At 47.0% G+C, this 24,802-nt stretch carries 28 protein-coding genes; 21 read left to right on the forward strand and 7 right to left on the reverse strand.

Annotation, left to right across the window (positions count from 1 at the left end; genetic code table 11):
* Positions 1-68: 68 nt before the first annotated feature.
* Positions 69-1,493, forward strand: coding sequence for an ATP-binding protein (locus HBAL_RS06165; protein WP_015827076.1), 1,425 nt, complete (start codon positions 69-71; stop codon positions 1,491-1,493).
* Positions 1,494-1,504: 11 nt separating this feature from the next.
* Here the strand turns inward: HBAL_RS06165 and HBAL_RS06170 are convergent, their stop codons facing one another.
* The gene (locus tag HBAL_RS06170; protein ID WP_149037375.1) at positions 1,505-2,458 is read right to left on the reverse strand and encodes a hypothetical protein; all 954 of its coding nucleotides are present in this window, start codon (positions 2,456-2,458) and stop codon (positions 1,505-1,507) included.
* A gap of 104 nt (positions 2,459-2,562) precedes the next feature.
* Positions 2,563-2,883: a hypothetical protein gene (locus HBAL_RS06175; protein ID WP_015827078.1), complete on the reverse strand. Its 321-nt coding sequence runs from the start codon at positions 2,881-2,883 to the stop codon at positions 2,563-2,565.
* A gap of 99 nt (positions 2,884-2,982) precedes the next feature.
* On the opposite strand from HBAL_RS06175, the gene HBAL_RS06180 reads away from it, so the two are divergent.
* The 6 genes from HBAL_RS06180 to HBAL_RS06205 all read left to right on the forward strand — a co-directional run bounded on the left by HBAL_RS06180 (position 2,983) and on the right by HBAL_RS06205 (position 8,711).
* A complete protein-coding gene (locus tag HBAL_RS06180) occupies positions 2,983-3,348 on the forward strand; it encodes a DUF1491 family protein (RefSeq protein ID WP_015827079.1) in 366 nt (121 codons plus the stop codon).
* A gap of 106 nt (positions 3,349-3,454) precedes the next feature.
* Positions 3,455-3,844 carry a hypothetical protein gene (locus tag HBAL_RS06185; protein WP_015827080.1) on the forward strand — a complete coding sequence of 130 codons (390 nt, stop codon included), beginning with the start codon at positions 3,455-3,457 and terminating at the stop codon, positions 3,842-3,844.
* A gap of 169 nt (positions 3,845-4,013) precedes the next feature.
* Entirely contained in the window at positions 4,014-5,621 is a 1,608-nt protein-coding gene (locus HBAL_RS06190; protein WP_015827081.1) for a peptide chain release factor 3, read from the forward strand.
* 3 nt (positions 5,622-5,624) lie between these two features.
* Entirely contained in the window at positions 5,625-6,275 is a 651-nt protein-coding gene (locus HBAL_RS06195; protein ID WP_015827082.1) for a hypothetical protein, read from the forward strand.
* Positions 6,276-6,515: 240 nt separating this feature from the next.
* Positions 6,516-7,304 carry a DUF3307 domain-containing protein gene (locus HBAL_RS16285; RefSeq protein WP_015827083.1) on the forward strand — a complete coding sequence of 263 codons (789 nt, stop codon included), beginning with the start codon at positions 6,516-6,518 and terminating at the stop codon, positions 7,302-7,304.
* A gap of 171 nt (positions 7,305-7,475) precedes the next feature.
* Positions 7,476-8,711, forward strand: a complete 1,236-nt coding sequence (locus HBAL_RS06205) for a mechanosensitive ion channel family protein (protein ID WP_015827084.1) — start codon at positions 7,476-7,478, stop codon at positions 8,709-8,711.
* Positions 8,712-8,748: 37 nt separating this feature from the next.
* On the opposite strand, the gene HBAL_RS06210 is transcribed toward HBAL_RS06205, so the two are convergent.
* The 3 genes from HBAL_RS06210 to HBAL_RS06220 all read right to left on the reverse strand — a co-directional run bounded on the left by HBAL_RS06210 (position 8,749) and on the right by HBAL_RS06220 (position 13,912).
* Positions 8,749-9,843, reverse strand: coding sequence for a DUF2336 domain-containing protein (locus tag HBAL_RS06210; protein WP_015827085.1), 1,095 nt, complete (start codon positions 9,841-9,843; stop codon positions 8,749-8,751).
* A gap of 137 nt (positions 9,844-9,980) precedes the next feature.
* Positions 9,981-11,819, reverse strand: coding sequence for an ABC-F family ATP-binding cassette domain-containing protein (locus HBAL_RS06215; RefSeq protein WP_015827086.1), 1,839 nt, complete (start codon positions 11,817-11,819; stop codon positions 9,981-9,983).
* Between the two features lie 71 nt (positions 11,820-11,890).
* Positions 11,891-13,912 carry a transglycosylase domain-containing protein gene (locus HBAL_RS06220; protein WP_233356754.1) on the reverse strand — a complete coding sequence of 674 codons (2,022 nt, stop codon included), beginning with the start codon at positions 13,910-13,912 and terminating at the stop codon, positions 11,891-11,893.
* 251 nt (positions 13,913-14,163) lie between these two features.
* On the opposite strand from HBAL_RS06220, the gene HBAL_RS06225 reads away from it, so the two are divergent.
* The 11 genes from HBAL_RS06225 (at position 14,164) to HBAL_RS06275 (ending at position 22,082) form a co-directional block, all read left to right on the forward strand.
* Positions 14,164-14,643, forward strand: a complete 480-nt coding sequence (locus tag HBAL_RS06225) for a hypothetical protein (RefSeq protein WP_015827088.1) — start codon at positions 14,164-14,166, stop codon at positions 14,641-14,643.
* A 34-nt stretch (positions 14,644-14,677) separates the two neighbouring features.
* Complete coding sequence (locus HBAL_RS06230) at positions 14,678-15,871, forward strand: DNA-packaging protein (protein WP_015827089.1); 1,194 nt, start codon at positions 14,678-14,680, stop codon at positions 15,869-15,871.
* A gap of 13 nt (positions 15,872-15,884) precedes the next feature.
* Positions 15,885-16,793 carry a S1 family peptidase gene (locus HBAL_RS06235; RefSeq protein WP_015827090.1) on the forward strand — a complete coding sequence of 303 codons (909 nt, stop codon included), beginning with the start codon at positions 15,885-15,887 and terminating at the stop codon, positions 16,791-16,793.
* A gap of 52 nt (positions 16,794-16,845) precedes the next feature.
* Positions 16,846-17,994: a phage portal protein gene (locus HBAL_RS06240; RefSeq protein WP_015827091.1), complete on the forward strand. Its 1,149-nt coding sequence runs from the start codon at positions 16,846-16,848 to the stop codon at positions 17,992-17,994.
* On the forward strand, positions 17,991-18,218 hold the full coding sequence (locus HBAL_RS06245; protein WP_015827092.1) for a hypothetical protein: 228 nt from the start codon (positions 17,991-17,993) through the stop codon (positions 18,216-18,218). The genes HBAL_RS06240 and HBAL_RS06245 overlap by 4 nt, the downstream gene beginning before the upstream one ends.
* Positions 18,211-18,645: an HK97 family phage prohead protease gene (locus tag HBAL_RS06250; RefSeq protein WP_015827093.1), complete on the forward strand. Its 435-nt coding sequence runs from the start codon at positions 18,211-18,213 to the stop codon at positions 18,643-18,645. The genes HBAL_RS06245 and HBAL_RS06250 overlap by 8 nt, the downstream gene beginning before the upstream one ends.
* A 66-nt stretch (positions 18,646-18,711) precedes the next feature.
* Entirely contained in the window at positions 18,712-18,918 is a 207-nt protein-coding gene (locus HBAL_RS06255) for a ParD-like family protein (RefSeq protein WP_015827094.1), read from the forward strand.
* 1 nt (position 18,919) lies between these two features.
* Positions 18,920-19,690: a type I methionyl aminopeptidase gene (gene map / locus HBAL_RS06260; RefSeq protein ID WP_015827095.1), complete on the forward strand. Its 771-nt coding sequence runs from the start codon at positions 18,920-18,922 to the stop codon at positions 19,688-19,690.
* Between the two features lie 150 nt (positions 19,691-19,840).
* Entirely contained in the window at positions 19,841-20,248 is a 408-nt protein-coding gene (locus HBAL_RS06265) for a hypothetical protein (RefSeq protein WP_015827096.1), read from the forward strand.
* Between the two features lie 165 nt (positions 20,249-20,413).
* Positions 20,414-21,646 carry a phage major capsid protein gene (locus HBAL_RS06270; protein ID WP_015827097.1) on the forward strand — a complete coding sequence of 411 codons (1,233 nt, stop codon included), beginning with the start codon at positions 20,414-20,416 and terminating at the stop codon, positions 21,644-21,646.
* Between the two features lie 61 nt (positions 21,647-21,707).
* Positions 21,708-22,082, forward strand: coding sequence for a helix-turn-helix domain-containing protein (locus tag HBAL_RS06275; RefSeq protein WP_015827098.1), 375 nt, complete (start codon positions 21,708-21,710; stop codon positions 22,080-22,082).
* Between the two features lie 189 nt (positions 22,083-22,271).
* Here HBAL_RS06275 and HBAL_RS06280 read toward each other — a convergent pair whose 3' ends face one another.
* The gene (locus HBAL_RS06280) at positions 22,272-22,694 is read right to left on the reverse strand and encodes a hypothetical protein (protein WP_015827100.1); all 423 of its coding nucleotides are present in this window, start codon (positions 22,692-22,694) and stop codon (positions 22,272-22,274) included.
* Between the two features lie 84 nt (positions 22,695-22,778).
* On the opposite strand from HBAL_RS06280, the gene HBAL_RS06285 reads away from it, so the two are divergent.
* Together HBAL_RS06285 and HBAL_RS06290 are read left to right on the forward strand one after the other, a co-directional pair.
* Positions 22,779-23,318, forward strand: coding sequence for a head-tail connector protein (locus tag HBAL_RS06285; protein ID WP_015827101.1), 540 nt, complete (start codon positions 22,779-22,781; stop codon positions 23,316-23,318).
* Complete coding sequence (locus HBAL_RS06290) at positions 23,315-23,746, forward strand: DUF3168 domain-containing protein (RefSeq protein WP_015827102.1); 432 nt, start codon at positions 23,315-23,317, stop codon at positions 23,744-23,746. Before HBAL_RS06285 ends, HBAL_RS06290 begins: the two co-directional genes overlap by 4 nt.
* 6 nt (positions 23,747-23,752) lie before the next feature.
* Here HBAL_RS06290 and HBAL_RS06295 read toward each other — a convergent pair whose 3' ends face one another.
* Positions 23,753-24,265, reverse strand: coding sequence for an SRPBCC family protein (locus HBAL_RS06295; RefSeq protein WP_015827103.1), 513 nt, complete (start codon positions 24,263-24,265; stop codon positions 23,753-23,755).
* A gap of 120 nt (positions 24,266-24,385) precedes the next feature.
* On the opposite strand from HBAL_RS06295, the gene HBAL_RS06300 reads away from it, so the two are divergent.
* Positions 24,386-24,802 carry a phage major tail protein, TP901-1 family gene (locus HBAL_RS06300; RefSeq protein ID WP_015827104.1) on the forward strand — a complete coding sequence of 139 codons (417 nt, stop codon included), beginning with the start codon at positions 24,386-24,388 and terminating at the stop codon, positions 24,800-24,802.

Genomic DNA, 24,802 nt, shown 5'->3' on the forward strand with positions numbered 1-24,802 from the left:
AAATGAAATCATCACATTTTAGCACTATAAATTTACTCTATCTGCATAATCGTTTAAGGCTAGTTACGATGAATAAATTAATGCAACATAAAACAGTTGACGTCGCGACAACGCCTTCTGACGTGCTTGAGCAACGTGCCACATGGATATTATTGTGCACGGGTGTTCTGTTTGCCTTGTGGATTAGCGGCACAAGTTTGCTGATCAGCTCAGGCGTTTTTCTGATTGCGGCATTGCCAGCATTTGCGCAAATATTGACTGCTCGGTTAGGAGGGGATGCCTCACATGAGTTGGAGATGGCTGTATGGATTGTTGTGGTGATGATAGGCGCAACAGCTATGGGGGGAGCAACATCTCCTATTTCTATTGCTTTCTTTATTCCTGTGGTAACGGCTTTATCGATTGGAAGAAAACGTCAAGCTATTGAAGCGAGTGCTTTTGCTGTGCTTGGGTTTTGTCTTGCTGCTTTATTAGCACGCATGGATTTTTTGCCGATTCCCAAAGAATTGTTGGATCCGGCCCCAGGTATATTTGCGCTTGTGTCTTTGATTTATATGGCTTCTTTGGTTCGCAAAATTAGTCTGGCACATAATTCAAACGGAATGCTGGTGCGAATCCGTGAGCAAGCAAATGATCATATTGCGCGGTTGAGTCGACAAAAAGAGATCCTATCTGACAGGGTAAATAAAGCAGATGAACGCGCAAACCAAGCGGCTTTATCATTGTCGCAAGAAAAAGAAGCTTCATTTGAGCTAAAAGAAAAACTGGCACAGCGCACATTGTTTTTTGCGAAAACAAGCCATGAATTGCGTTCGTCTTTAAATGCCATTCTTGGTTTTTCAGAAGTGATGAAAGAGGGCGTTTTTGGAGAGTTATCTGACAAGTATAAAGAATATGCACAGATGATTCATGAGGGCGGTAAAAGCCTTCAAATGACAGTTGATGATATTCTTGATCTGTCGAAAATCGACGCTGGTCAGTATAAAATAAGTCCGGTTCAAGTTTCACTCACTGAATTGATGTGGGACATGGTGAAATTTATGTCAGATCAGGCAAGACGTTCAGACATTAAATTAAGTGTTTCGAGTTTGGATAGAGATGTCGAAGCATATGCTGACCCGCGTGCAGTTCGTCATATTGCGCAAAACCTAGTCTCCAATGCAATCAAGTTTACGCCTCATGGTGGTGCTGTGGCGATATCCGTGAGGGAGGATGAAGATGGGGGAAGCTGGATGAGTGTCCGTGATACCGGGCCGGGTATGGATCCAGCTGAGTTTGAAAAAATCCTGAAGCCATTTATCCAGACCGATGAGAGTTCGACATCTGGTAAGCACGGCACAGGTTTGGGGCTTTCTGTTGTTAATGGCTTTGCTCAGCTTCACGGCGGACACATCCAGCTTGATTCTCAAGCTGGAGAGGGAAGCATTATTTCCGTGTATTTTCCAAAGAAACCGACACCTTCAAAAGCTGAAGTAAAAGATTCAGAGCATTAGGCGCAATTCTGTTAATGGGTGGCTTCTGTATCGCGAGATATTGAACTGAATGAGGATGCGGCGCGGAAATCGCCCACTTCAAAGATTGCTCTTACCGGACGTGCATTTTTTTCTCGGTCAGAGGGAATAAATTCAAGAATGACCGCTTCTCGAGGGTCTAGGTCATACAAGGCAAGTTTTGCGCGTTCATCAAATGTGAAAAGCGCGCCTTGTGTTTTCTTCCCATCTTCATAGGGCGGCGCGTCTACAATTTCACGGCCTGAGGCAAGCAATTTTCTTGAAATTGACAGAGGAGGCGGAGATAATCCTTCGCCTGAACCAAATAATCCGCCTAGCCAAGCGTTTTCGGATTTCTCTTTATCGCGGATGATTAATCTCGCCATTGCAGGAGGTTGTTGATCTACCAATAATTTTTTTAAGGCTGATAATTGAGCAGGAGCGCGTTTCTCACCTGGTTCGGCGAACGCGAGTGGATCACGAGCACGCTTTAGGTGTGCTAGCCCAAATCTCACACTTGTTTCTGGGTCTTCCTGATAGGCAGCCCATACGTCGGTCAGCGTGCGCGTGGCTGTCCATAAGCGCAACCCGCCTCTAAATTCATAAAATGGTGTGCGTGAAAAAGCTAGAAATGCATCTTTTAGACGGTCGTTAGATTTTGTTAGGCGTTCATCGTCGCATTCTTTGGAATTGGCATAAAATGTTGCCTCATCATTTAATGCTGTCACTTCTTGGAGAGAATAGCCGCCGCGTAAGAGCGCTGTGCGGGCTTGCCAATATCCCATTTCCAGCGCCAATCGCTCTTTGGTAGACAGGAGCTTACACTTGTCATCTGCTGAACGCAGGGATGCGCGTTCAAGAAAAGCTGAATTTTCACCGACTTCTTGCGAGAGGGCATTTGTCGATGTGCATAATAGCAGGCCTAAAAAGGCAGCTGATTTAACAAGATGTGTGTATGCGCGCTTCATCTTCACAGTCTATAGGCCTAAGAGATTGATCAGCAATGAATCCTGCATAGATTATTGTTGTCAATTTAAGAATATATTGTGCCAAAGGCTTCGAGTGGGAAAGATTAAGCTGCTCTAGATGTGTTTGAGCGGGTCATACGATTGGCTTCAACGTTTGAGAACGTATCTTTTTTTGTCAATTGCTTTTGTTTGCTGTCTTTATAATGGGCGAATAATTCTAAAATAAAGAAAAATGCTCCAGACAAACATACTAAACCAGCGATGAGCCATAAAATGTTTAATTCATTTGGAGAGGTAATTGTTTGCATTATCGATGGTTCATTTTGAATATCGGGAAACAAAACATTTATAAAATTATCTGGCGTTAAAGGAAGAATATCAGAAACGCTCGACTGCCATATTATGGTAGGTACAAATGCTAACATTGTTGTAAATCCAATATCCCCAACCAAGCGAATACATTCATTTGGTTCTCAGTTCATGTTTAAGTATCAACAAATATATAAAAGAAAAGATCAAATTACATGTCTTTTGCAGTTGAAACTAAACTTTGGGTTGATGCTCTCGTTCGTCGCGCGAGTATTGGTGGTGCCTATTCCCTTGTTGAGAGAGTTGGGGATGAAAAACGGGGAGATGTTGTCATAAAAACACGTCGTCCCAATGGCGATGTTTCTCTAATTGGGCGAGCCTTTAGTCCGAATGAAGAAATTGTTTTTCAGTTTATCAGGCCTGAAAATCCAATAATGACCGAAGCAGAGGCGGACGCATATCTAACCAAACGAATCTCTTATGATGCCGATATTTGGATTGTTGAAATTGCAGATAAAGAGGGACGTCATTTTCTCGAAGAACGTATCCTGCCTATCATCGAAAACGATCCCTTCCGATAGATTTTGGAATTGAGAAAAAAGACTTAAATTTGCCGTGTTTTCCAACAAAATATTTACATTGCTCATGTATATGTATCGTTATTGGTAGAGGGATGTTTTTTCTAAAATGCTTTTTTTAATGAATGATCAGGTTGTTGATATTGGCGATCCGCGCACGACATTGCGAGAGTTTGCCAGCCAGTTGACAGAAGTTCCTCATCATTTGTTGCGCTCTAGCCATGCTATTACTTTAGGTCAGGCTTTGTTTTTTCATTGCCCACCAGGAAACAGACCCATGCCAGGGGCTTTAAAAGCGCTTGGTGCCTTGATCACAGAATATACTGAAGCAAACGCTGCCTTGTTTGTGCGTCCCTCAAATGCAGCTGGACCTCAAGATGTCCAGATCAGACTTGCCGAAGTTCAAATCACCGTCATGGCCAATCTGTTTGAAATTCAAAAACGTCAGCCATTATCACCCTCATTGGTGAATAATTCTGTTTGGGCGGCGGCGGCTTAAAACAACTTAAGTCATTTGCGTTGCAACAGCTTCCCATTCAGGGGGAGGCTGGCTGTATCTTTTATCCAAATTGATATCTAATTGAAAAAACGTGATCTCCCTTTGCACAAAGGGGCGGATTGCTTTATTGGGTGCTGCTTGTTTATGAAAATTCGCAGGACTATGCCCTATGGCGCTAACGCCCCTTCAAGAATCCGCTCGTCGTCGTACATTTGCTATTATTTCTCACCCTGATGCGGGTAAAACCACGCTGACTGAGAATTTGCTTTTGACAGGTGGTGCTATTCGTTTGGCTGGGCAGGTGGCTGCGCGTGGTGAGCGTCGCCGTACAACATCTGACTGGATGAAGATTGAGCAAGATCGCGGTATCTCTGTTGCTTCGTCCGTGATGACATTTGAGTATGAAAATCTCGTCTTTAACTTGCTCGATACGCCCGGACACGAAGATTTCTCTGAAGACACGTATCGTACACTTACGGCGGCGGATGCGGCTGTTATGGTGCTGGATGCTGCTAAAGGTATCGAGCCACAAACTTTAAAGCTGTTTGAAGTGTGTCGTTTGCGCGATATTCCAATTGTGACTTTTATCAACAAAATGGACCGTGAAGCTGTAGATCCATTTGAATTGCTAGATGAAATTCAAGACAAGCTGGCCCTTGATTGTGCGCCGCTATATTGGCCGCAAGGCTCAGGTGAGCGTTTTCGCGGTATGGCGGATTTGATGACGGGCGAATTCCTGAAATTTAAAAAACGCACAGCCAATGAGGCGCAGGAAATAGGCGGCGCTGAACGCACGGCAATGGATGAAGATGCTGTCTCAGCGTTTATGGATAGTGATGAGTTTGCAGAGATTTCAGAAAATGCAGAACTTGCCAAAGAAATGTGTGTGCCGTTTGATCACCAATCATTTCTAGAAGGGCATTTAACGCCTGTTGTATTTGGAACGGCGCTTCGTCATTTTGGTGTGCGTGAATTGCTCGATACTCTAACGGCATATGCGCCGCCGCCACGTGCGCAAAAAGCGCGTGTTAAAGGCAATGAAGCCGTCATTGATATTGAGAATAAGGAAGTGTCTGGCTTTATCTTTAAAGTGCAAGCCAATATGGACCCAAACCATCGCGACCGGATCGCATTTTTGAAAATGGTATCTGGTCAGTTTAAGCGTGGTATGAAGCTGAAAACAACGACTGGTAAACAGCTCAATGTGTCTTCGCCAGTTATGTTTATGGCGCAGGATCGTGAAATTGCCGATGATGCGTTTGCTGGTGATGTAATCGGCGTTCCCAACCATGGTGCGTTGCGCGTGGGTGATAGCATGTCGGAAAGCGGCAATATCATGTTTGGCGGTATTCCAAACTTTGCGCCTGAAATATTGCGACGTGCACGTTGTCTTGATCCGATGAAATCAAAACACCTGCGCAAAGCGCTTGAAGGTCTAGCTGAAGAAGGGGTGACGCAATTATTCACGCCGGCCATTGGTGCCGATATGATTGTGGGCGCTGTGGGGGCGCTTCAGATTGATGTGATGGCAGAGCGCGTCTCAGCTGAGAATAAGCTGGAAGTGGTTTTTGAGCAGGCATTATATAATGTGGCGCGCTGGATCACGGCAGAAGATCCAGCTGTTCTGGATGCCTTTTTAGAGAAAAACCGCATGAATGTGGGAACTGATATTGACGGTGCCCCTGTCTTCCTTGGTAAGAATAGTTGGGATGTCAGCTATGTTGCGGACAAAAATCCAGACATTAAATTCTCAGCGACTAAGGAAAGATTGGCTTAATCCATGATTGCAGTTCTGGCGGGCGACATTATCAAATCTTCCCGTTTGACGCCGGAAGAATTGCAAAACGTCAAGGATTGCATTGTAGAAACGTGTGATGAGCTGCGTGAGAAGTTTCCAGAAATAGGCCTGAGCAAACCCTTCTTCTATAGGGGGGATGGTTGGCAGGTTGCTATGAAATCAGCGCCTGCTGCGCTTAAGGTTGCTGTCTTTATTTATGCTGGTCTGCGTCAGCAAAATATTGCACGTAGCAGGATTGCGATTGGGGTAGGTGAAACTGAAAAACTTGACCTTGAAAATCTAGATCAATCTTCGGGAGAAGCTTTTGAACGGGCCGGGCATTGTCTTGATAAAATGAATACGCGTTCTTTTGATATCGATTTTGCGACTGCTGAAAATTCTGAATATCTAAATGTGAAGGATGATGGGCTGTTTGCGCTTACGATGTGTGTTGCAGCTCTTATATCTGATTGGACAGCTCGACAGGCACAAATAGCGTTGGTTGCGTTGTTTCATATAGATCAAACTAATGACGATGTAGCAAAATTATTGAATCCTCCAATTAGTCAGCAAGCCATTTCGGATAGTTTACGTTCGTCTAAATTTTTTGCTGTGATAGGGGCCATTACTGCTTTTTCTAATATATTGTCATAAAATTGGCAGTGGTGCAGTTTTCCAGAATTGCAATAGGCAGGCTTATTAACCTGCATTTTTAAAAGCAGGTTAAATCGCCTGCTTTTGTTTGCCTTTGTTAAAACAAGTAATTTCACTTGTTTTTTGAATAACAAGCTAAAACGCTTGTTTTGCGCTGTGGGTATTCTGGTTGGAAGTTAGGTTGATAACCCATCTGTCCACTTGTATGGATATTTAAGTGGATAAGCACGAGGGGGATGCATGCTGGATTTGTTTATAATGCTGTTTACGGCGCATATCCTTGCGGATTTTGTGTTTCAGACCAAATGGCTACTTCAGCGCAAGCAACACTTTGTCGGCATGGCTTTGCATATCGCAATTGTTCTAGGTGCGACGATTGTCATTAGCGGACTTTTTGATTGGCGTATCCTTGCAATTATTGGCGTTAGTCATTTTGTGATGGACTTCATTAAGACGCGATATTTATCTGATACTTTGACAAGTTTCACGCTCGACCAATGCCTCCACATAGGGGTTTTAGTAGGCCTTGTGTGGTGTTTTCCAAATGCATTTGAAGCCAGTTTTTGGCAATTTGCATCGGCTGAAAATCTGCAAATGGGGATCACGGGATTAGTGCTGATATTGGGCGCGATATTGTCGGTTCGCGTGGGGGATATCGTGATTAACAAAGCGATGTTGCCCATGGAAAAGCAGTTTGAAGAAGAGGTGAAATCTAAGCTCGAAGTTGGCCGCAAGAATAAGTATTCAGGTCTGCCCAACGCACCTGCAATGATTGGAGTGTTGGAACGTTTTATCATTTATCTTTTGATTATGGTTGGTCAGCCAACAGGTGTTGGATTTTTAATCGCGGCAAAATCTATATTACGTTTTGCAGGTGCTAAAAGTGATGATCATGATAATCGGCGTGCTGAATATGCAGCATCTGAAATGATAATTGTTGGCACATTGATGAGTTTTGGTTGGGCAATTTCAATCTCTATATTGACGCTAATCACACTTAAAATGCGCAGCGTAAATTTGGTAATTTAGCAGACGTATTTCCTTAGTGTTGTCATCTGACCGCCACATGTCGAAGGTTTAAGAGATATTAAAGGAAAATGCCGCGAATTCCCCTTGACCTAAGCGGCGAATTCTAAGCTCTTTTGCGCAGATTTATTGGTAGAAGTGACATCTACCAAATAGTTTAGAGAGGCTTGATTTATGTTTGAACGTTTGGTCAGTGAACTTCCCACACAAGTGCAAGACGGTATCGTATACTTAGACAGCATTTGGCATGAAGGTGCGTTTGGGCTGACATATGGCGACATAATCATTGCCACGGGAATTATACTTTTCTCCTTGATTATACGGGGAATATTTGCCCGAACAGTTGTGCGCGGAATTTCGCGTGCAGCAGCAGGCACGAAAACCAATCTTGATGATGCGCTCGTAACAACAATTGCGGCACCGTTGAAAATGGTGCCGATTATCGTAGGTTTTTATGCTGCATCTCAAGTGATTGAACTGAATGATAGCTTGCAGTTGATTGTGGACAAGGTGCTGCGTTCATTGGTGGCGTTTTCAATTTTCTGGACACTTAACCGCGCTGTTGGTGCGTTTTCTTTCCTGTTTACAGGGTTACGCAACACGCTATCACCTGCGATTGTGGATTGGATTGCCAAATCTTTGCAGCTTGTCTGTGTGTTCGTTGGAGCGGCTGCAATTTTGGAAATATGGGGCATTCAAGTTGGCCCAATTCTCGCGGGTCTTGGTATCTTCGGTGTGGCGGTTGCACTGGGTGCACAAGACTTATTTAAGAACCTGATCTCGGGTATTTTGATCCTTGTCGAAAAACGGATGGAACCGGGCGAGTGGATCGCTGTAGACGGCGTGGTGGAAGGAACAGTTGAGCGCATAAACTTTCGTTCAACGCTGGTGCGTCGTTTTGATAAAGCGCCTGTTTATGTTCCCAATGCGAGCTTTTCCGACAATGCTGTGGTCAATTATTCACGCATGACGCATCGCCGGATTAAATGGGTGATCGGGGTAGAGTATCGCACGACGACAGAGCAGCTTCGCTATATTCGTGATGAGATTGAAGCGTATCTTTATACCAATGATGCATTTGCAAAACCGCCAGAAGCGACATTGTTTGTGCATGTGGATTCTTTCAATGATTCCTCAATCGACTTTTTAATCTATTGTTTTACACACACAACTGTCTGGACTGAATGGCTTGAACACAAAGAGCAATTTGCACTGAAACTGATTGAGATTGTGGAGAATGCAGGCACAAGTTTTGCTTTCCCAAGCCGTACACTTTACATGCAACAGCAAGAGCCGCCTGAGGTTATTCACCCGCCAACACTGTCTGAAAACGTCAGCAAAATGCGCACGTTGAAGGGCGATTCAAGCGCCGGTGAAAATGCAGGAAGTGAAGGCGGCGGAGATGGCTAAAGGCTTTTATAAGCTTTAGCCCAATTTGCGAACCGCCTTAGGCTGCTTTAGACGTTGTGCTTCTGACTTTCCAGAAACGCACAGCGCGTTGAGCGGCTGCCAAAGGCACATTTTCGTACATGTCAGAATATTCTTTGGCTTTTGCAACACCATTTTCTCCGCCAACAATTTGCATCGCCAATGTCGAGAAAAGTGCTTTGGGGAAGTGTGCCGCGCGACAAAGAATAGCCATGGCATCAACGTCTTTTTGTTCAATAATGCGACAGGCTATTTCGTTGGAAATATGCGTGAAATAAGCAAAGCTGGCAAGGAAACGTGACTTTTCACCATTGCGCAATTGCTGCACAAGGTGAGGAGGCGTCAAACGGTTCGCTTCGATTTCTGTTTCAACCCATTTGATTTGCTTCTCCATGTCTTCTGGTGCTTTTCCATAAGCGATATTCAAACGGTTTTTAGATGCTTTTAGCGCTGCGTTGAGTTCTTCTTCGGAGACTGATTCAAACTTCGCCATGATTTGCGCACGCAGTTTTTGCTCAACAACGTGATAGACATCATTTAGCAAATCTAACGGTACGTTTTTACGTTTCACAAGCGGTGCTTGCAGAACTTTACTTGTCATGGCGCGTTCGGTCACGACTTCATATGTTTCGCGGTCAATTTCAGCTGACTCGTTTTCAAGAAGTGAAACAACAACTTTGTCTTCACCTTTGTTTACAAGCGCTTTGGAGACTGGAGATGTAAGATTGTCTCGCTTGGAAACAGCCATCAATTTTTCTTGGCTGCTTGTGTTGGCGATATGAACGAGATCTTCTTCTGTCAAAGCTTGTGATTTACGAAGAACGGGTTCAGCAACGCGTATAGAATCTGTTGCCAGACGGCGGGCTGTTTTGCGAAGAGGGGATTTAGACACAGCAACTTTACGAGATAGCTCCAAACGGACTTGATCCGTCATATCTGTGGCAACAGCACCGATGATTTCATCGAACATTGCACACTCAGCTTCGCTACGTTCATCTTTGTCATTGTCAAAGAAAACGTCTGTTACTTCTCGCAAAAGGTCGCGACGTTTTTCACTAGATGTTTCTTTTGCCAGATCCATAAGTTTGGCAAATTTCGAGTGATCAACTGACATTCCGTAAACCCCTTTGGACATTTGTTCAAAGGAAATACTATCTAAAATGGGTTAATAAATGATGGGATAAAACTTATGGTTTGCATACGAATAGCAATATTTTACAGTTATTCTGCATAAGGGTAGATTATTGAGAATTAGCTCAAGCCATCGCGTTTTTCTTCAAGTACTAGCCAGTCCATTTCATAAGTTTCAAGTTCTTCACGAGCCATATCTAATCGTTTGGCTTTGGTGTTGAATTCATCAGGTTTTTTCGTGAATAGATCAGGGTCTGCTAGGTCTTTTTCAAGTTCACTAATTTCCAATTCACGCTTTGGAATGAGTTTTTCCAATTCATCAAAGCGATGCTGATCTTTAAACGTCAGTTTGACTTTAGGTTTGTTGGACTTGGAGGGTGATGACTGGTTTTTGCCAGTTGATTTGGCTGCAGCTTGTTTCTTTTTTGATGCAATGCGGTTTTGCTTTTGTGACAGATAATCAGAATATCCACCTGGGGTTTCGAGCCATTCACCATCGCCTTCAGGTGTGAGAACGGATGTGACGACGCCATCAAGGAAAGCACGGTCGTGCGATACGATAATCAGCGTGCCTTCATAATCCATCAGCATGTCTTCAAGCAGATCAAGCGTTTCCATATCAAGATCATTGGTTGGCTCATCCAACACCATGAGATTGGAACTTTTTGCCAAGGCTATCGCAAGTGTTAGACGGTTGCGTTCACCACCAGAGAGAGCTGAAACGGGTTGTCTTAGCTGTTCAGGTCCAAACATGAAATCTTTAGCATAGGAGGCGACGTGGCGCGGATAATCGCGCACCATGATCTGGTCGCCGCCATCTGGCGCAAGTGCTTCCCACAGCGTATCTGTGTCTTTGAGCGTGTTACGGTTTTGGTCCAGATATGTGATTTGCAAATTCTTGGCGATGCGAACACGGCCAGAGCCTTCATCGACTGGAATTTCGCCTAGCATAATTTTTAACAGCGTGGATTTACCCACACCATTTCCACCAACAAGACCAAGGCGGGCACCGCGCATAATCTTGATGCTGAAATCCTTGGCGATGACTTTTTTGCCGCCGCCGGGGGCATCAAAAGCTTTCTGGATGTCGATGCCTTCAAATACGAGCTTTGAAGAGGGGGCAGCGTCGTTTGAGATGATTGACGCCGTTGTGTTGGCCTGATTGAGGTTGTGCTTACGCTCGGCCTGCTCAGCGCGCATATTGGCGACTTTGGAGAGGCGACCCTGATTACGTTTGCGCCGGCCTGTTACACCGCGCATGAGCCATCTTTGTTCGGCTTTTAGTTTTGTTTGCAGGCGGTCTAGCGCTTTTTCTTCTTCAGCTTCAACTTGTTCAGCCCATTCATCAAAGGCTTTAAAACCACGATCAAGTTTACGCACAACGCCTTGGCGAAGCCATGCTGTGGCTGTTGTGGTGTTTTCCATGAAACGACGGTCGTGGCTAACCAGTAAGATAGCGCCGCGAAAGCTGCTAATGCGGCCTTCTAATTCTTCAATGGCAGATACGTCCAAATGGTTGGTTGGCTCATCTAGTAGCAAGATATCTGGATCTGATGCAAAGGCACGTGCAAGGGCGAGGCGTTTGCCCTGACCGCCAGAAAGTGTTGAAGGATCAACGTCATGGGCGAGACCCGCCATGTCCAATTCCATCTCGGCCATATACATTTCTGTTTCATCAATGTCGGCAGAGGCGTATTCAAGCGCGGTTTTGAATTTAGAAAAATCAGGTTCTTGGTGCAGATATTGAAAGCTAGCGCCCGGTTGTTTCCAGACATCGCCTGAGTCTGCTTCCAGATTGCCAGCAAAGATGCGCATGAGCGTTGATTTACCCGCACCATTACGTCCAACCAGCGCAATGCGCTCGCCTGGATAGAGTGAGAGATCAACACCAGTGAATAGAGGTGCACCGCCCAGCGTGAGCTGAACATTGCGAAGAGTGGCAATAGGAGCTTGAGACATGAAACGCGGTATAGCGGGGAGTTTTAGTTACGTCACCCTGTTAGTTTGTCATTTGCGATTGTGATATTGCATTATTGGTTTTCAATTGATGCAAATGCGCTGGCGAGAGAGCGATAATAGGCGAGTTTTTCTTCTTCCACAGCACTGATTGTAATTGCTTTTTCTGCACCTGGTAGCGGCGAGGCTGGGAGGCTTTCATGGGCGATCATCATAACATCATGCCAGATTTGAGTCGGTGCTTCTCCGCCAGTGACTTTTTTCATTGGGGTGTCATCATCATTACCCACCCAGACACCGCCAATATAATCTGCGGTAAAGCCAATGAATAAGGCATCGCGCCAATCCTGACTTGTGCCGGTTTTACCCGCAACATCGCGGTATTCGGGCGGGCCTGATCGTGCCGGAGGCTCACTGCCATCAGCTGGTGGCGGGGGAAGCACTTCTAGCTTTGCAGCCTTACCCGTTCCGCCAATGACAACACGGCTCATCATGCCGACCATTTCGCGGTTTCGGGCATCATTAAAAATCTTCATTGGCTTGATTGGTTTTTGTTCAAACAGGATGTCACCGCGAGAGCTGCGCACTTGTTTAACGATCCAAGGTTTGAAGATTTGTCCACCAGTTGCAAACACACCATAAGCGCGGGTCATATCCATTAGGGGGACTTCTTCAGAACCGAGTGCGACTGATGGATAAGTTCCTAATTGCGTGGAAACTCCAAAGCGATTTGCGAGGCTAACCACGCTTTCCATGCCGACTTCCTGTGCCAGATTTGCGGCAACAGTGTTGATTGAGTGAGCAAATGCTTCAGACAAAGTGACGGGACCTTTGTAGCCGCCTCCATAGTTTTTGGGTTTCCAACCATCAATTGATACAGGTTCGTCGCGGCGTACATCATAAGGGTGTAAATCTGTTTCTAAGGCAGCAGCAAAAACGAATGCTTTAAACGCGGAGCCGGGTTGGCGCATGGCTTGTGTCGCGCGGTTAAATTGACTGTCAGCATAATCGCGTCCGCCAACCATTGCGCGCACACCGCCATCTTTGCTGAGAATGACAATTGCGCCTTGGTCTATGTTTTTGCTCTCACCAACTTCATCCAGTTTCGTATTGAGTATATCTGACGCTTTGGCCTGTAGGTCTAAATCGACAGATAATGTCACAACGAGATCAGGCACGTCTTTTCCGGCCATGAGCTGATGGGCATTTTCTGTGGCGGCATCTAGAAAATATCCCATACGTGGGTCAAAGGCTTCTTCGACCAGAGTGATGGGTTCGTTTTTGGCGCGCTCGCCCATTGTAGGGGTGATGAATGTGTTATTGACCATCCGGCTAATCACAAGGTTACGCCGCTCTATGGCAAGGTCCATATTATTATAGGGCGAATAGCGAGACGGCGCTTGTGGTAGGCCGGCGATTAAAGCGGCTTCGGCAACTGTGAGATCTTGCGGTGATTTTGCAAAATAGGTTTGCGCGGCAGCATCTAGTCCATAACTGCGAGAGCCAAGATAGATACGGTTTATATATAGCTCTAGAATTTCTTCTTTAGACAGCATTTGTTCTAGATCGGAAGCAAGGCGTGCTTCTTGGGCTTTGCGGCGCAATGTGCGCTCGGGTGTCAGGAACAGGTTTTTGACGAGTTGCTGGGTGAGGGTTGATCCACCCTGAACGGTTTCACCCGCACGCCAATTGGCGATTGCGGCCCGTAAAATTGCCCAACGGTCGACGCCTGTGTGCTGATAAAAACGTTGGTCTTCAACAGATAAGAAAGCCTGAATGACATGTGGCGGCAGATCGGCTGGCGCAATGATATTGCCATAACGTGGGCCGCGCACAGCGATTGTAGTGCCTTCTTCATCGACAAATTCAATCGCGGGTTCGCGGTTCATCGACCAAAGCTCGTCTTTAGACGGTAGGCTTGGCATTTGCGCAAACAGAGCATTCCACAATAAAGCGGCCGTTAGAAACAAGGTGATGAAGACAGCAAGCGCACCAATACCAACCCATTTGAGAAGATCGGAGCGAGACTTGTCTTTTGCCGCTAATTTGTCTGCTCGAAAGCCTGCCATGGGTTTTGTCGGTCCGCGCTTAGTCAAAGATATGATTCTGGTAGTGTGTTAAGGTTTATATCTGGTCAAGATATTTGGCTAACTAAATTTAATTCATGGCGTTTATGTGTGTTTGACTGAAAAACGGGGATAGTTTGCAGCTTATCCCAATGGCTTGCTTGTTTTTATCGCCTTTAAACAGGGCATTTGATGGTTTTGCGAACAAGATATCCGACCCAACACTAAGCGCCTCTATATTGGCTACACTGAGATAAAACCCCAAACAATAAGAGCTTGATATGGAGCAATTGGATCATCCCGATTGGCTACTGCGCGAATATGATTTTCGTGCGGGAATGTCGGTTGAGGATATGGCAGAGCGCTATGGCGTGAGCATTTATACAGTGCGGACATGGTATCAAAAATTTGGTTGGACGCGGGCGCAAACGTCAAAAGACTTATTGAAGGTCAAATTTAAGCGCATTCTTTTTGCGGCTGAAAAAGAGCTGATGCGCGGGGATTTAGACGATTGCAATAAACGGCTGAAAACTATCCTTCAATATCTGAAAATCTATGAAGGCATTGAGCAATTGGATGGGGCAGGCAGATCAATAAAACAAGTGGGAAAAACAATGCATGACACGCAAACAGACCAAGGAGAAAACAAGCCATCCTTGGAGGATTTACGGGCCGAAATCGAACGCCGCCTTGAGAGGATTACTGGCATCCGAGAAACGAAATGCGCAAAGAGAAGCGATACTCAATTGCCTGAAGACTAGGGATGATGCTGAAACCATCTTTCATGATTGGCAATTGTGGGCGCATGAAGGGCAAATACCGCCAGATACTGATTGGCGTATTTGGCTTTATATGGGCGGACGCGGTGCGGGCAAGACGCGCGCTGGTGCTGAATGGATAAGGTCTCAAATTTGGGAGCATGGCAAACAACGTGTGGCTTTAGTGGGGCCAACGCTTAGCGATGTTCGCGAGGTGATGATTGAAGGACCTTCTGGGCTGCGCAATATTGGGCCAGCTGAGGAAAGGCCGATTTATTCCCCTTCAAGGCGGCGACTGGAATGGCCAAATGGCGCGGAAGGTTTTGTATTTTCTGCTGAAGATCCAGACAGTTTGCGTGGACCTCAATTTGATGCGGCGTGGGGCGATGAAATAGGCGCTTGGCATCGCGGGCAAACATGTTGGGACATGCTGATGTTTGGATTGCGCTTGGGAGATAATCCACGCATTTGCGCCACCACAACACCAAGGCCAACGCCGCTTATTCGCAAGCTGGTGAAATTAGACAATATTGAGATTACGCGGGCGAGCACATTGGAAAATGCACACAATTTAGCGCCAAGTTTTCTTGAGGCTGTGCAAGCAAATTATGGCGGCACGCGGCTGGGCCGGCAAGAGATTGACGGCGAGCTGATTGATGATCCAAAAGGGGCTTTATGGCTGCGCTCGCAAATAGAAACTAACCGTACCATTAACGCAAAGCATGAATTTCAACGTATTGTGGTGGCAATTGATCCACCTATTAGCAAAGGTGTGAATGCGGATACTTGCGGGATTATCGCGGCGGGGCTGAGACAGGATGGAAAATCAGTTATTATCGCGGATGCATCTGTGCAGGGGCTAAGGCCATTGGATTGGGCAGCGCGGGCATCGGGTTTGGCGGCTGAATATGGCAATGCCGAGATTGTGGCGGAAGCTAATCAGGGCGGTGAAATGGTGCGCGATGTGTTGGAGATGGCAGGCTGTGTTTCGCCTGTGCGTCTTGTTCATGCGCGCTTGAGCAAAGCGGCAAGGGCATCGCCAGTGGCGGCGCTCTATGCGCAAGGCAAGGTGATGCATGGGGGCAGTTTCCCCGCACTGGAAGATCAGATGTGTATCTTTGGATCAGACGCCGCCAGCGGCTCTCCCGACCGCGTCGATGCGCTTGTTTGGGCGGTGACGGTCTTGATGTTGGAGAAAGTGAATTTGCGGCCTAGAGTGAGGTGGGTTTAGTTGGGGGAATCAAATGGTTGACGACGTTCTTAGATACGGAAACGTAGAAAACGCTGATGTAGAAAGGGCTACGAGTAATTTTAACGGTAGCTACCTGCAAGGTATTAGCTTCTGCACGACACCGATTGAGCTGATTTCTAACGACGGCAATGAGGAAGTAATATCAACTGCTACTGGTTTTTTTTGGAGGCATGGAAACAGAACTTTTCTGATAACGAATTGGCATGTTCTGTCCGGCATGAATGCAATAACAGAGCAGTTAAATAGGAAAGCTTTTATTCCTGCACAACTTCGTTTCTACGGTTTAGAATTAAATTTCAAAGGCAAAACAGTTGCTTTGCGTCGTCGCCAATGGATACTGGAGTTTGATGAGGGGATGCAGACCATTCTTGGAACGCCTGTGAAAGAAAATGGTACTGCAATTGATGTTTGGGGAGTTCATATCTCAAACGGGCTTGTTGTAACTCGTGATAATGATCGAAAAGGATTTGTTGGGGCAGATAAATTTTCAGGGCATTTGAACGAAAATGATTTTGAAAAATTGATTTCAAATGTTGGAGATGATTGTTTTGTTCTCGGGTATCCATTGAATAATTCCGACGGTGCGCGAGTACCAGTCTGGAAAAGAGGAACCATTGCGAGTGAAACTTCTTTTGGAGTTGATGGACGACCTGTATTTTTAATAGATGCTGCTGTCACTGAAGGGATGTCTGGGTCTCCAGTCTTTCGTAGAGAAACCGGCCCTCTGTTTAGAAATGAAAAAACAGGAAATTTAGAAAAGTCTGTCTACTTTGAATTTATTGGTATCTATGCTGGACGATTGCAAAGTAAAAAGCTTGAAGCAACCAACCTTGGATATGTTTGGTATGGAAACCTTATACCATCCGTTATAGATCACTATGACAGCTTTGGATTTTCTTAGTATCGTACACTTTAATTAGCTAGCTAAAATCATAAAATCGGAGGGGAGACTTATGTTTCCATTTAAAACGCGTGAGGCGAAAGCTTCGGGCGTGCCTTTTGTTGCCTTATCGCAACTGGGCACGGCGCGCTGGACGCGGGATAAAATCTCGTTGGCGCGTGAAGGCATGGTCAATAATGCCATCGGATATCGCTGTGTGCGCTTGATTGCCGAAGCGGCGGCAGGCGTGCGCTGGAAGGCAAGTGAGGGCGGCGAGGATGCGCTTGCTCTGCTGGATAATCCAAATCCTGAACAATCGGGTATTGAGTTGATGGAAGCGTTTTACGGCCATCTGCAAACCAATGGCAATGCCTATCTGCATGGTGTGGTGCTGGATGATGGCGCGCAGCCGCAATTGCCGCGTCAGATATATACGCTGCGGCCTGATCGGGTGACGCCGATTATTGGCGCGCATGGTTGGCCGCTTGGGTGGAATTACAAAGTGGACCGTATGGGTAAGCGTTTTATGCGCGAGGCGGATGGCTGGTCGCCTGTGCTGCACTTTAAGCTGTTTCACCCATTGCATGATCATGACGGGCTTGCGCCATTGGAAGCAGCTGGCAAGGCGGTGGATGTGCATAATGCGGGCGCGGCGTGGGCCAAGGCGTTGATTGATAATTCGGCGCGGCCATCGGGTGCTTTGGTATATGGTAAGGGCGGGGATCGTATGACGCCTGAGCAATTTTCACGGCTGAAACAAGAGCTTGAGGAATTGCATACGGGAGCGAGCAATGCAGGGCGACCTATGCTGCTTGAGGGTGGTTTGGATTGGAAGCCCATGAGCCTGACGCCTGCGGATATGGACTTTATCGCTGCGCGCCATGATGCAGCGCGTGAGATTGCCTTGGCCTTTGGTGTGCCGCCCATGATGCTGGGTATTCCTGGCGACAACACCTATTCCAATTATAAGGAAGCCAATATGGCTTTCTGGCGTTTAACGGTGTTGCCATTGGTGGAGAAGGCTGGACGAAGCTTGTCTAACTGGCTGTCCGTGCGCTCGCAGGGGCGCATAGAGCTGCGTCCTGACCTTGAGAGCATTACTGCCCTGACATCCGAGCGAGATGCGCTGTGGGCGCGACTGGAGAATGCAAGCTATATCAGCGATGATGAGAAGCGCGAGCTTGCCGGTTTACCGCCTGTAACAAAGCGGGGTGAGGTATGAGCTTTGACCGTAAACTCACCCTTGGTGTGATCGTGACGATTGGGCTGCAATTGGTGGCGGCTTTGATGTGGACTGGGGCAGCGGCGCAGCGGCTTAAATCGGTTGAGGGGCAGCTCATTGAGCAACGCCCTGTGGCAGAGCGGCTTGCGCGTTTGGAAGCAGAGATGAGTGCGGCGCGGCGTCAGCTTGACCGGATTGAAGCAAAGGTAAGCGCGCATGAATGAGGAGATATTAATTGAAGGCTATGCCAGCATATTTGGCGAACCAGATCTTGCCGGAGATATTGTGCGTGCGGGTGCATTTGCGCGGTCACTCTCTGGGCTAAAAACCAATATACCCATGCTGCTGCAACATAAGGGCGGCAAGATTGCGGGTCGCTGGATTCGCGCGCGTGAGGACGGCAAGGGATTGTTTATGCGCGGCCTGATTGATCCATCTCTGCCGGCGGGCAAAATGGCGCTGAAATTGATGGGCAATAAATTATTGGATGGGTTGTCGATTGGATTTATTGCCGGAGATTGGAAACCAAATGTGGGTGTGGGGCGTTGTCTCAATAAGGTTGATTTGCGTGAAGTGTCTTTGGTGACAACACCAATGGCACCCAAGGCGAGATTTGGAGTGGTTGGAAAATCTGTTTCGATTGCAGCTTAAGCGTGATTGACGAAATATATACATATCATATATGTTTCGTATATTGATAGGTTTTAGGAGACGCAGATGGGCATTGTGAAAATAGATGAAGAGCTGCACGAGGACGTGCGCAAAGCCAGCAGTGTGATGTGTCGTTCTATCAATGCGCAGGCGGAATTTTGGATAAAAATGGGGATGCTTGCAGAAGCTAATCCAACCATGACGTTTAATGATATTGTGAAAATGCAGATGGAAGCCGTTCAAATACCATTGCCAGAAATCGAGCTTGCCTGAGATGGTGAAAACACCTGACGAATTGGCGTTGATGCGTATCTCAGGAAAACTGCTGGCGTCGGTTTTTAAGATGCTGGATCAGATAGATATGATTGGCATGTCGACCATGCAGATCAATGATCTTGTGGAGCGTTTTATCACAGATGAATTGCAGGCGCGTCCGGCGAGCAAGGGGCAATATGGGTTTAAATATGTGCTCAATTGCTCGATCAATCATGTGGTGTGTCACGGTGTGCCCAGCGAGAATGAAATCATCAAAGATGGCGACATTATCAATCTGGATATCACGCTGGAGAAGAATGGTTTCATCGCCGATTCAAGTAAGACATATGTGATCGGAAATGCTTCGTCTGCGGCGCGGCGTTTGGTGCGGATTGCGCAAGCGGCAATGTGGAAGGGTATTGAGGCTGTGCGTCCCGGAGCCACTCTGGGAGATGTTGGTTTTGCAATTTCCAACCATGCTAAGAAAAACGGTTGTTCGGTCGTGCGTGATTATTGCGGGCATGGCATTGGCCGGCAAATGCATGAAGAGCCACAAGTGCTGAATTTTGGTCGACGCGGCACCGGATTGAAACTGCGTGAAGGCATGGTTTTTACGGTGGAGCCGATGGTCAATTTAGGCACGCGTCTGGTCTCGACCTTGGATGATGGATGGACAGTTGTCACAAATGACAGAAAGCTATCTGCCCAATTTGAACACACAATTGCTGTGACAAAAACAGGTGCGGAGGTGTTAACTTTACGCGCCGATGAAAGGGAGAGAATGCAATGATCTCATCAGTTTTATTGGTTGTGATACCGCTTATGCTGCTCACTATATTCTGGCTGTATTCACGCCACGGCAAATAGTCTTGCAAGGTTGATGGATAAGTCAAAATGTGAGAGTTAGGCTGGATGGATTAACCATAATGGATATGTGCGAATGCCAGCCAGGAAAAAGCAATTTTACGGGTCGTTTCTGATCGAGAATTGGCGCGTAGTTTTGCCTGCTGCTTTGCTGGGATTGCTGGTGCTTCAGTTTATGGGTGTGGACCTGAAACTGATGTTTTTTCTGATGCTAGCGGGCATTGTTTTATACCTATTAAGGCGGCGTATCTTGCGGGTGTTTCCTAAAGGGAAAAACCGCATTGTTATTCAGTTTGGAAAAAGCAAAATCTCACTGACAAAAAAGCAATGCTATATGGGTGCTATCGCTTTGGTAGCGGCATGGGTATTCCTGTCTATTCTAGGAAAGATTTTCTGGGCGTTGATGCTGCTTATCGTTGGGTTTGGTGTTATCGCGGGCGGCCTTGCTTTTGGTGAGCGTTTTCTGCCGCGTGAAGATAGCTAAACTATTGAATCAGCCGTATAATTTATAAGAATATGGAAACGCTTCTTATCGGATGCGTATTTCATGGTTTTGCGGGTGATTCCTGCAAGCCAATAGGTGGGTATTGGCGCGTTTTGGGATAACCAAAACCTGCCTTGCCCAAATCTACCATGTGAAGGGTAATTAATGACATTGGAAACAAAAATGGGTGCAGCTGCGAATGCAGGTGCAAACGAGGAATTGCGCGCGGTTTCTGCGCAGATAATGACAGCCTTTGAGGCGCTGAAGGAGACAAATGATGCACGCCTTACAGAGATTGAAAAACGCGGCGTCGCAGACCCTCTCTTTGACGAAAAATTGGGGCGTATTGAAAGCGCGCTTGAGAAGCAACAAAATCGCCTTGACCGTATGGCGCTGGAAGGTGCGCGTCCAAATGTGGGCGGACAAGATTCTCGCCTTCATACAGAGCATAAATCTGCATGGGATGGTTACCTACGTTCGGGCGATGATTCAGGCCTTGCGCGCCTTGATACAAAAGCCTTAACGCAGGCCACAGATGCGCAAGGGGGCTATGTGGCACCCGCCGAGCTGGACCGCTTGATTGAAGCACGCTTAACGGCTGCTAGCCCTATGCGTCAGATCGCATCTGTGCGCCAAACATCGGCCATGGTGTTTAAGAAACCTGTGGGGCTTGGCGCGCAAGGTGCGTGGGTGAGCGAGACGGGTGCACGCGCTGAAACAACCGCGCCATCGCTGGACTTGCTGGAGTTTCCAGCAGCGGAGCTTTACGCCATGCCAGCAGCGACGCAAAGCCTGCTGGATGATGCCTATGCCGACATTGATGAATGGCTGGCAGATGAGGTGGAGGGTGCGTTTTCAGCGCAGGAAAGTGCTGCCTTTGTTACCGGTGATGGGAGCAATAAACCCAAGGGTTTTCTCGATTATACGATCAGCGATAATGCGTCCTATGTGTGGGGTGAGATTGGATCGGTGGCGTCGGGTGGTACGGGTGGTTTTGCTAGCACCATGCCGGCCGATGCGTTGATTGATCTTATCTACGCACCTAAAGCGCAATATCGCGCCAATGGGCGGTTTGTCATGAATAGGCGCACGCTATCGGCCTTGCGCAAGCTAAAGGATAGCAATGGGCAATATGCATGGCGGCCAGCAATGGGCGGTGAGCCTGCGAGTGTGATGGGTTATCCTGTCACTGAAATCGAGGACATGCCTGATATTGGCGAAGGCAATGCGGCGATTGCTTTTGGGGATTTCCGCAAAGGTTATCTTATTGTCGATCGTCAGGGCGCGCGTGTGCTGCGTGACCCTTATTCTGCCAAACCATATGTGTTGTTCTATACGACCAAACGTGTGGGCGGCGGCGTACAGAATTTTGACGCGATCAAAGTGATGACGTTTTAAACGTTGACTTAAACATAGAATTTCATCTCTCATGTTCATATTGAATGTGGGGGATGATTTTATGGATATGAGAGACAGAATTCGGCAAAGATTAAAAGAGTTGGGCAAGACGCAGGCTGCTGCCTCGATAGAAGCCGGTTTAGGTCCTATTTATTTGCCGGATTTATTTAAGAAAACAACTACTCCATCATCTGATAGGCTAGTAAAGTTAGCACCAGTATTGCAAACTAGCGTTGAGTGGTTGGTTACGGGTGAAGGTGACAAATCTGTTTTGCGCCAAGAAAAGTCATTTTTTGATCTTGTTGACCTTTGGCGAAGTCTGTCAACGGTGGAACAGGCAGCATTACTTAAGCATATCGAGATCTGGAGTGGTTTGAAACCAAGTCTTCGGTCTGAGTTGAACAAGTATGTCGAATTTCTTCAATCTAAAAGGTAATGAGATTTAACAATGGATACACAAACACTTGCTTTTGTTGTCATGGGCATGATCCTATCCATTGGTGTGCTGGCTTTGGTGATTGATAAGCATCCTGACGAGCAAAAATAACGCCGCGAGAGATGTCTCACGCAGCGCAAAAGTTGATGTTTTAACCCGCCCGATCAGGCGGGTTTTTTCTTGTCCAAATCAAGCTGACGGCAAAGTGCCAGCGACACCGGTAAAGCCGCAAATCAGCAATGCAAGGCCAGCGAGTATCGCGAAAATGGCGAAGGGTGTGTAGGTGGCAGGGCGTAGCAATGAGAATGAATATTTCAAGAAAATTTCTGGAATAGCGATGAAGAGTGCGCCTTCGACTAACGCAGCCCATGCGATGATCGAGATGATGATGGCAAGCGGGTCTACCCAGATATTATGGCTGTAGACGAGGCCGCAACCTAGCGCAAAAACGAGCACGCCTGTGACATAAACGAGTGCTGTATTGGCTTGCAGATCATCCAGCAATTTTACCCAGCGGTCTTTGAATGTGAAAAAAGATAAGCCAGCGAGCAGCATGTATGCGCCGAACGCTTTGGCGAGGAAAAGTGTGAACGGGCTTAACGTTGAAATCATAACAATCGGGCCTCCTGAGGCGCAATGCCGAACGGCATTCTTATGCCTGTCATTTAAATTCTAACAGAAAATAGGGTTATTCCAATGCATATAACGACGCAGCTTCCGCCTGCGAGCGAACCCGTGGCTTTATCTGCGGCGAAGGCTTTTTTGCGGATTGATTATGAGGGAGAGGATACGTCTGTATCCGCCCTGATTGCTTCGGCGCGGGCGCGCGTGGAGGCAGAAACGGGGCTGTGCCTTGTTGAGAGGACTGTGAAGCTAAGCGTGCCGTGTTGGCCGCTCAATATCCGCGATACTCATAAGCTGATTTTGCCTATCGGTCCGGTTTCCAGCATTGAGAGTGTGATGGTGGATGGTGTGAATCATACAGAGCGATTTGTTCTGCAAAAGGCAAAGCCGGACATTTTGAAGTTTCGCGGGGCGATACTGCCTTTTGCTGAAACGGGCATTGAGATCACGTTGATAGCGGGCTTTGGACCCAATGATAGCGATGTGCCGGCGGATCTGAAATTGGCGGTCAAATTGCTGGTGGCGGAAAGCTATGCGCGCGGGGAAAACGGTGCGGACTTATCCCAAGATGTGGCGGTCTTGCTTGCGCCGTGGCGGAGGGTTTCGTTATGAGCTCATCTTTGTTGACGGGTGCAGAGCGGGCATTGCAAGATGCTGTGTTGGCTGCGCTAAAAGAACACTCGCAGATACAAGAAGTATTTGGTTCAAAGCCGCGTATTTTGGGTGATTTGGGCGGAGCAAAACCAGCCTATCCCTATTTGGTGATTGGGCAGCATGAAGTGCGCCCAGCTAATGCATCTGGCGTGATTATTCAGGACCATGTGATTGATTTGCAGGTGATGACGCGTTGGGGTGGTCGCGCTGGTGCGCGGGATGCAGTGAGCCTTGTGCAGAGCATACTTGATGATGCTGCGCTGGTTTTGCAGGGGCATAATCTGGTGTGGTGTTATGTGGCGTTTTCAGATTCGCTAATGCTGCGAGATCAGCAAACGTTTAAAAGTGTTGTGCGCATCAAGGCACGCACAACACCCTTGGATTAACTAGACTTAGATAACTTGGAAATTGTCTTTGTTTGCGGGTCTATCGTCTTGAACTTTTGATTGTTCGATGCGGTCACCCCAATCAGCATAGCGCAGGGCTTTACCGGTTTCGATATATGATTTCATCGATGACAAGATAGCTGGCCAGCCTTTGGAGACACCTTTGAGAACAGCAGAATTATCGGGGAAACCCTGATGTTTCACAGTGAGCATTGTGGAAGGTCCATTGGTTTCTATCTGGAAGGTCACAAGTGAAACACCTTCATGATACATGGGCCCAAAACCGCCAACGCGGAATGTGTGGATGAGTTTGTGAGGCGCTTCGGATTCTAGGACTTCTCCTTGAACATCATCATTCTCACCGCGTCTAAAGACGATGGTTGAGCCTGATTTAAATGTAGAGAGCATGTGCGTATCTGACCACCAATCTCGTGGGCCTTCATGCTCTGTGATCGTATCCCACACTTTTTGCGGCGGAGCATCAATGTAGATTGTGTAGTTGAATTCGTTTGTGCTCATTTTGGGGTTCCTCACTTATTCGTTTTTTTGAAGCGTAACCTGAAATGTTGCGGTGCGAAAGTTCCTCAAAGGTCACATAGTGGTTTTATTCCGAAAATTAGCAAAAATGGAGACCAGAATATGGCAGCTCATAAAGGGCGCGATGTGCTTTTGCGCGTCCGAAAGGATCATACTGACCAAAGTTACGAAACCTTAGCAGGGCTTCGTAAGCGGCAATTTAGGTTTCGTGCGCCTGGAATTGATGCAACGCATGTGGAATCGGCATCAGGCTGGCGCGAGTTGATGGCGGGAGCCGGTCAAAAATCAATGGATGTTTCGGGTGAAGGTGTGTTTGTGGATGCAGCCTCTGATGCGAGATTAAGTGCTGCTTTCTTTGACTTAGAAACACCGGATTTTGAGTTAGTTATTCCTGATTTTGCGATCATTCGCGGCGCATTTCTTATTAGCGAACTCAATTATGGCGGCCAGCATGATGGAGAATTGGATTTTTCAATCATTCTAAAATCAGCTGGCGAAATTGCATTGGAGGTAATTTAG

The organism is Hirschia baltica ATCC 49814, assembly GCF_000023785.1.
Classification (GTDB): domain Bacteria; phylum Pseudomonadota; class Alphaproteobacteria; order Caulobacterales; family Hyphomonadaceae; genus Hirschia; species Hirschia baltica.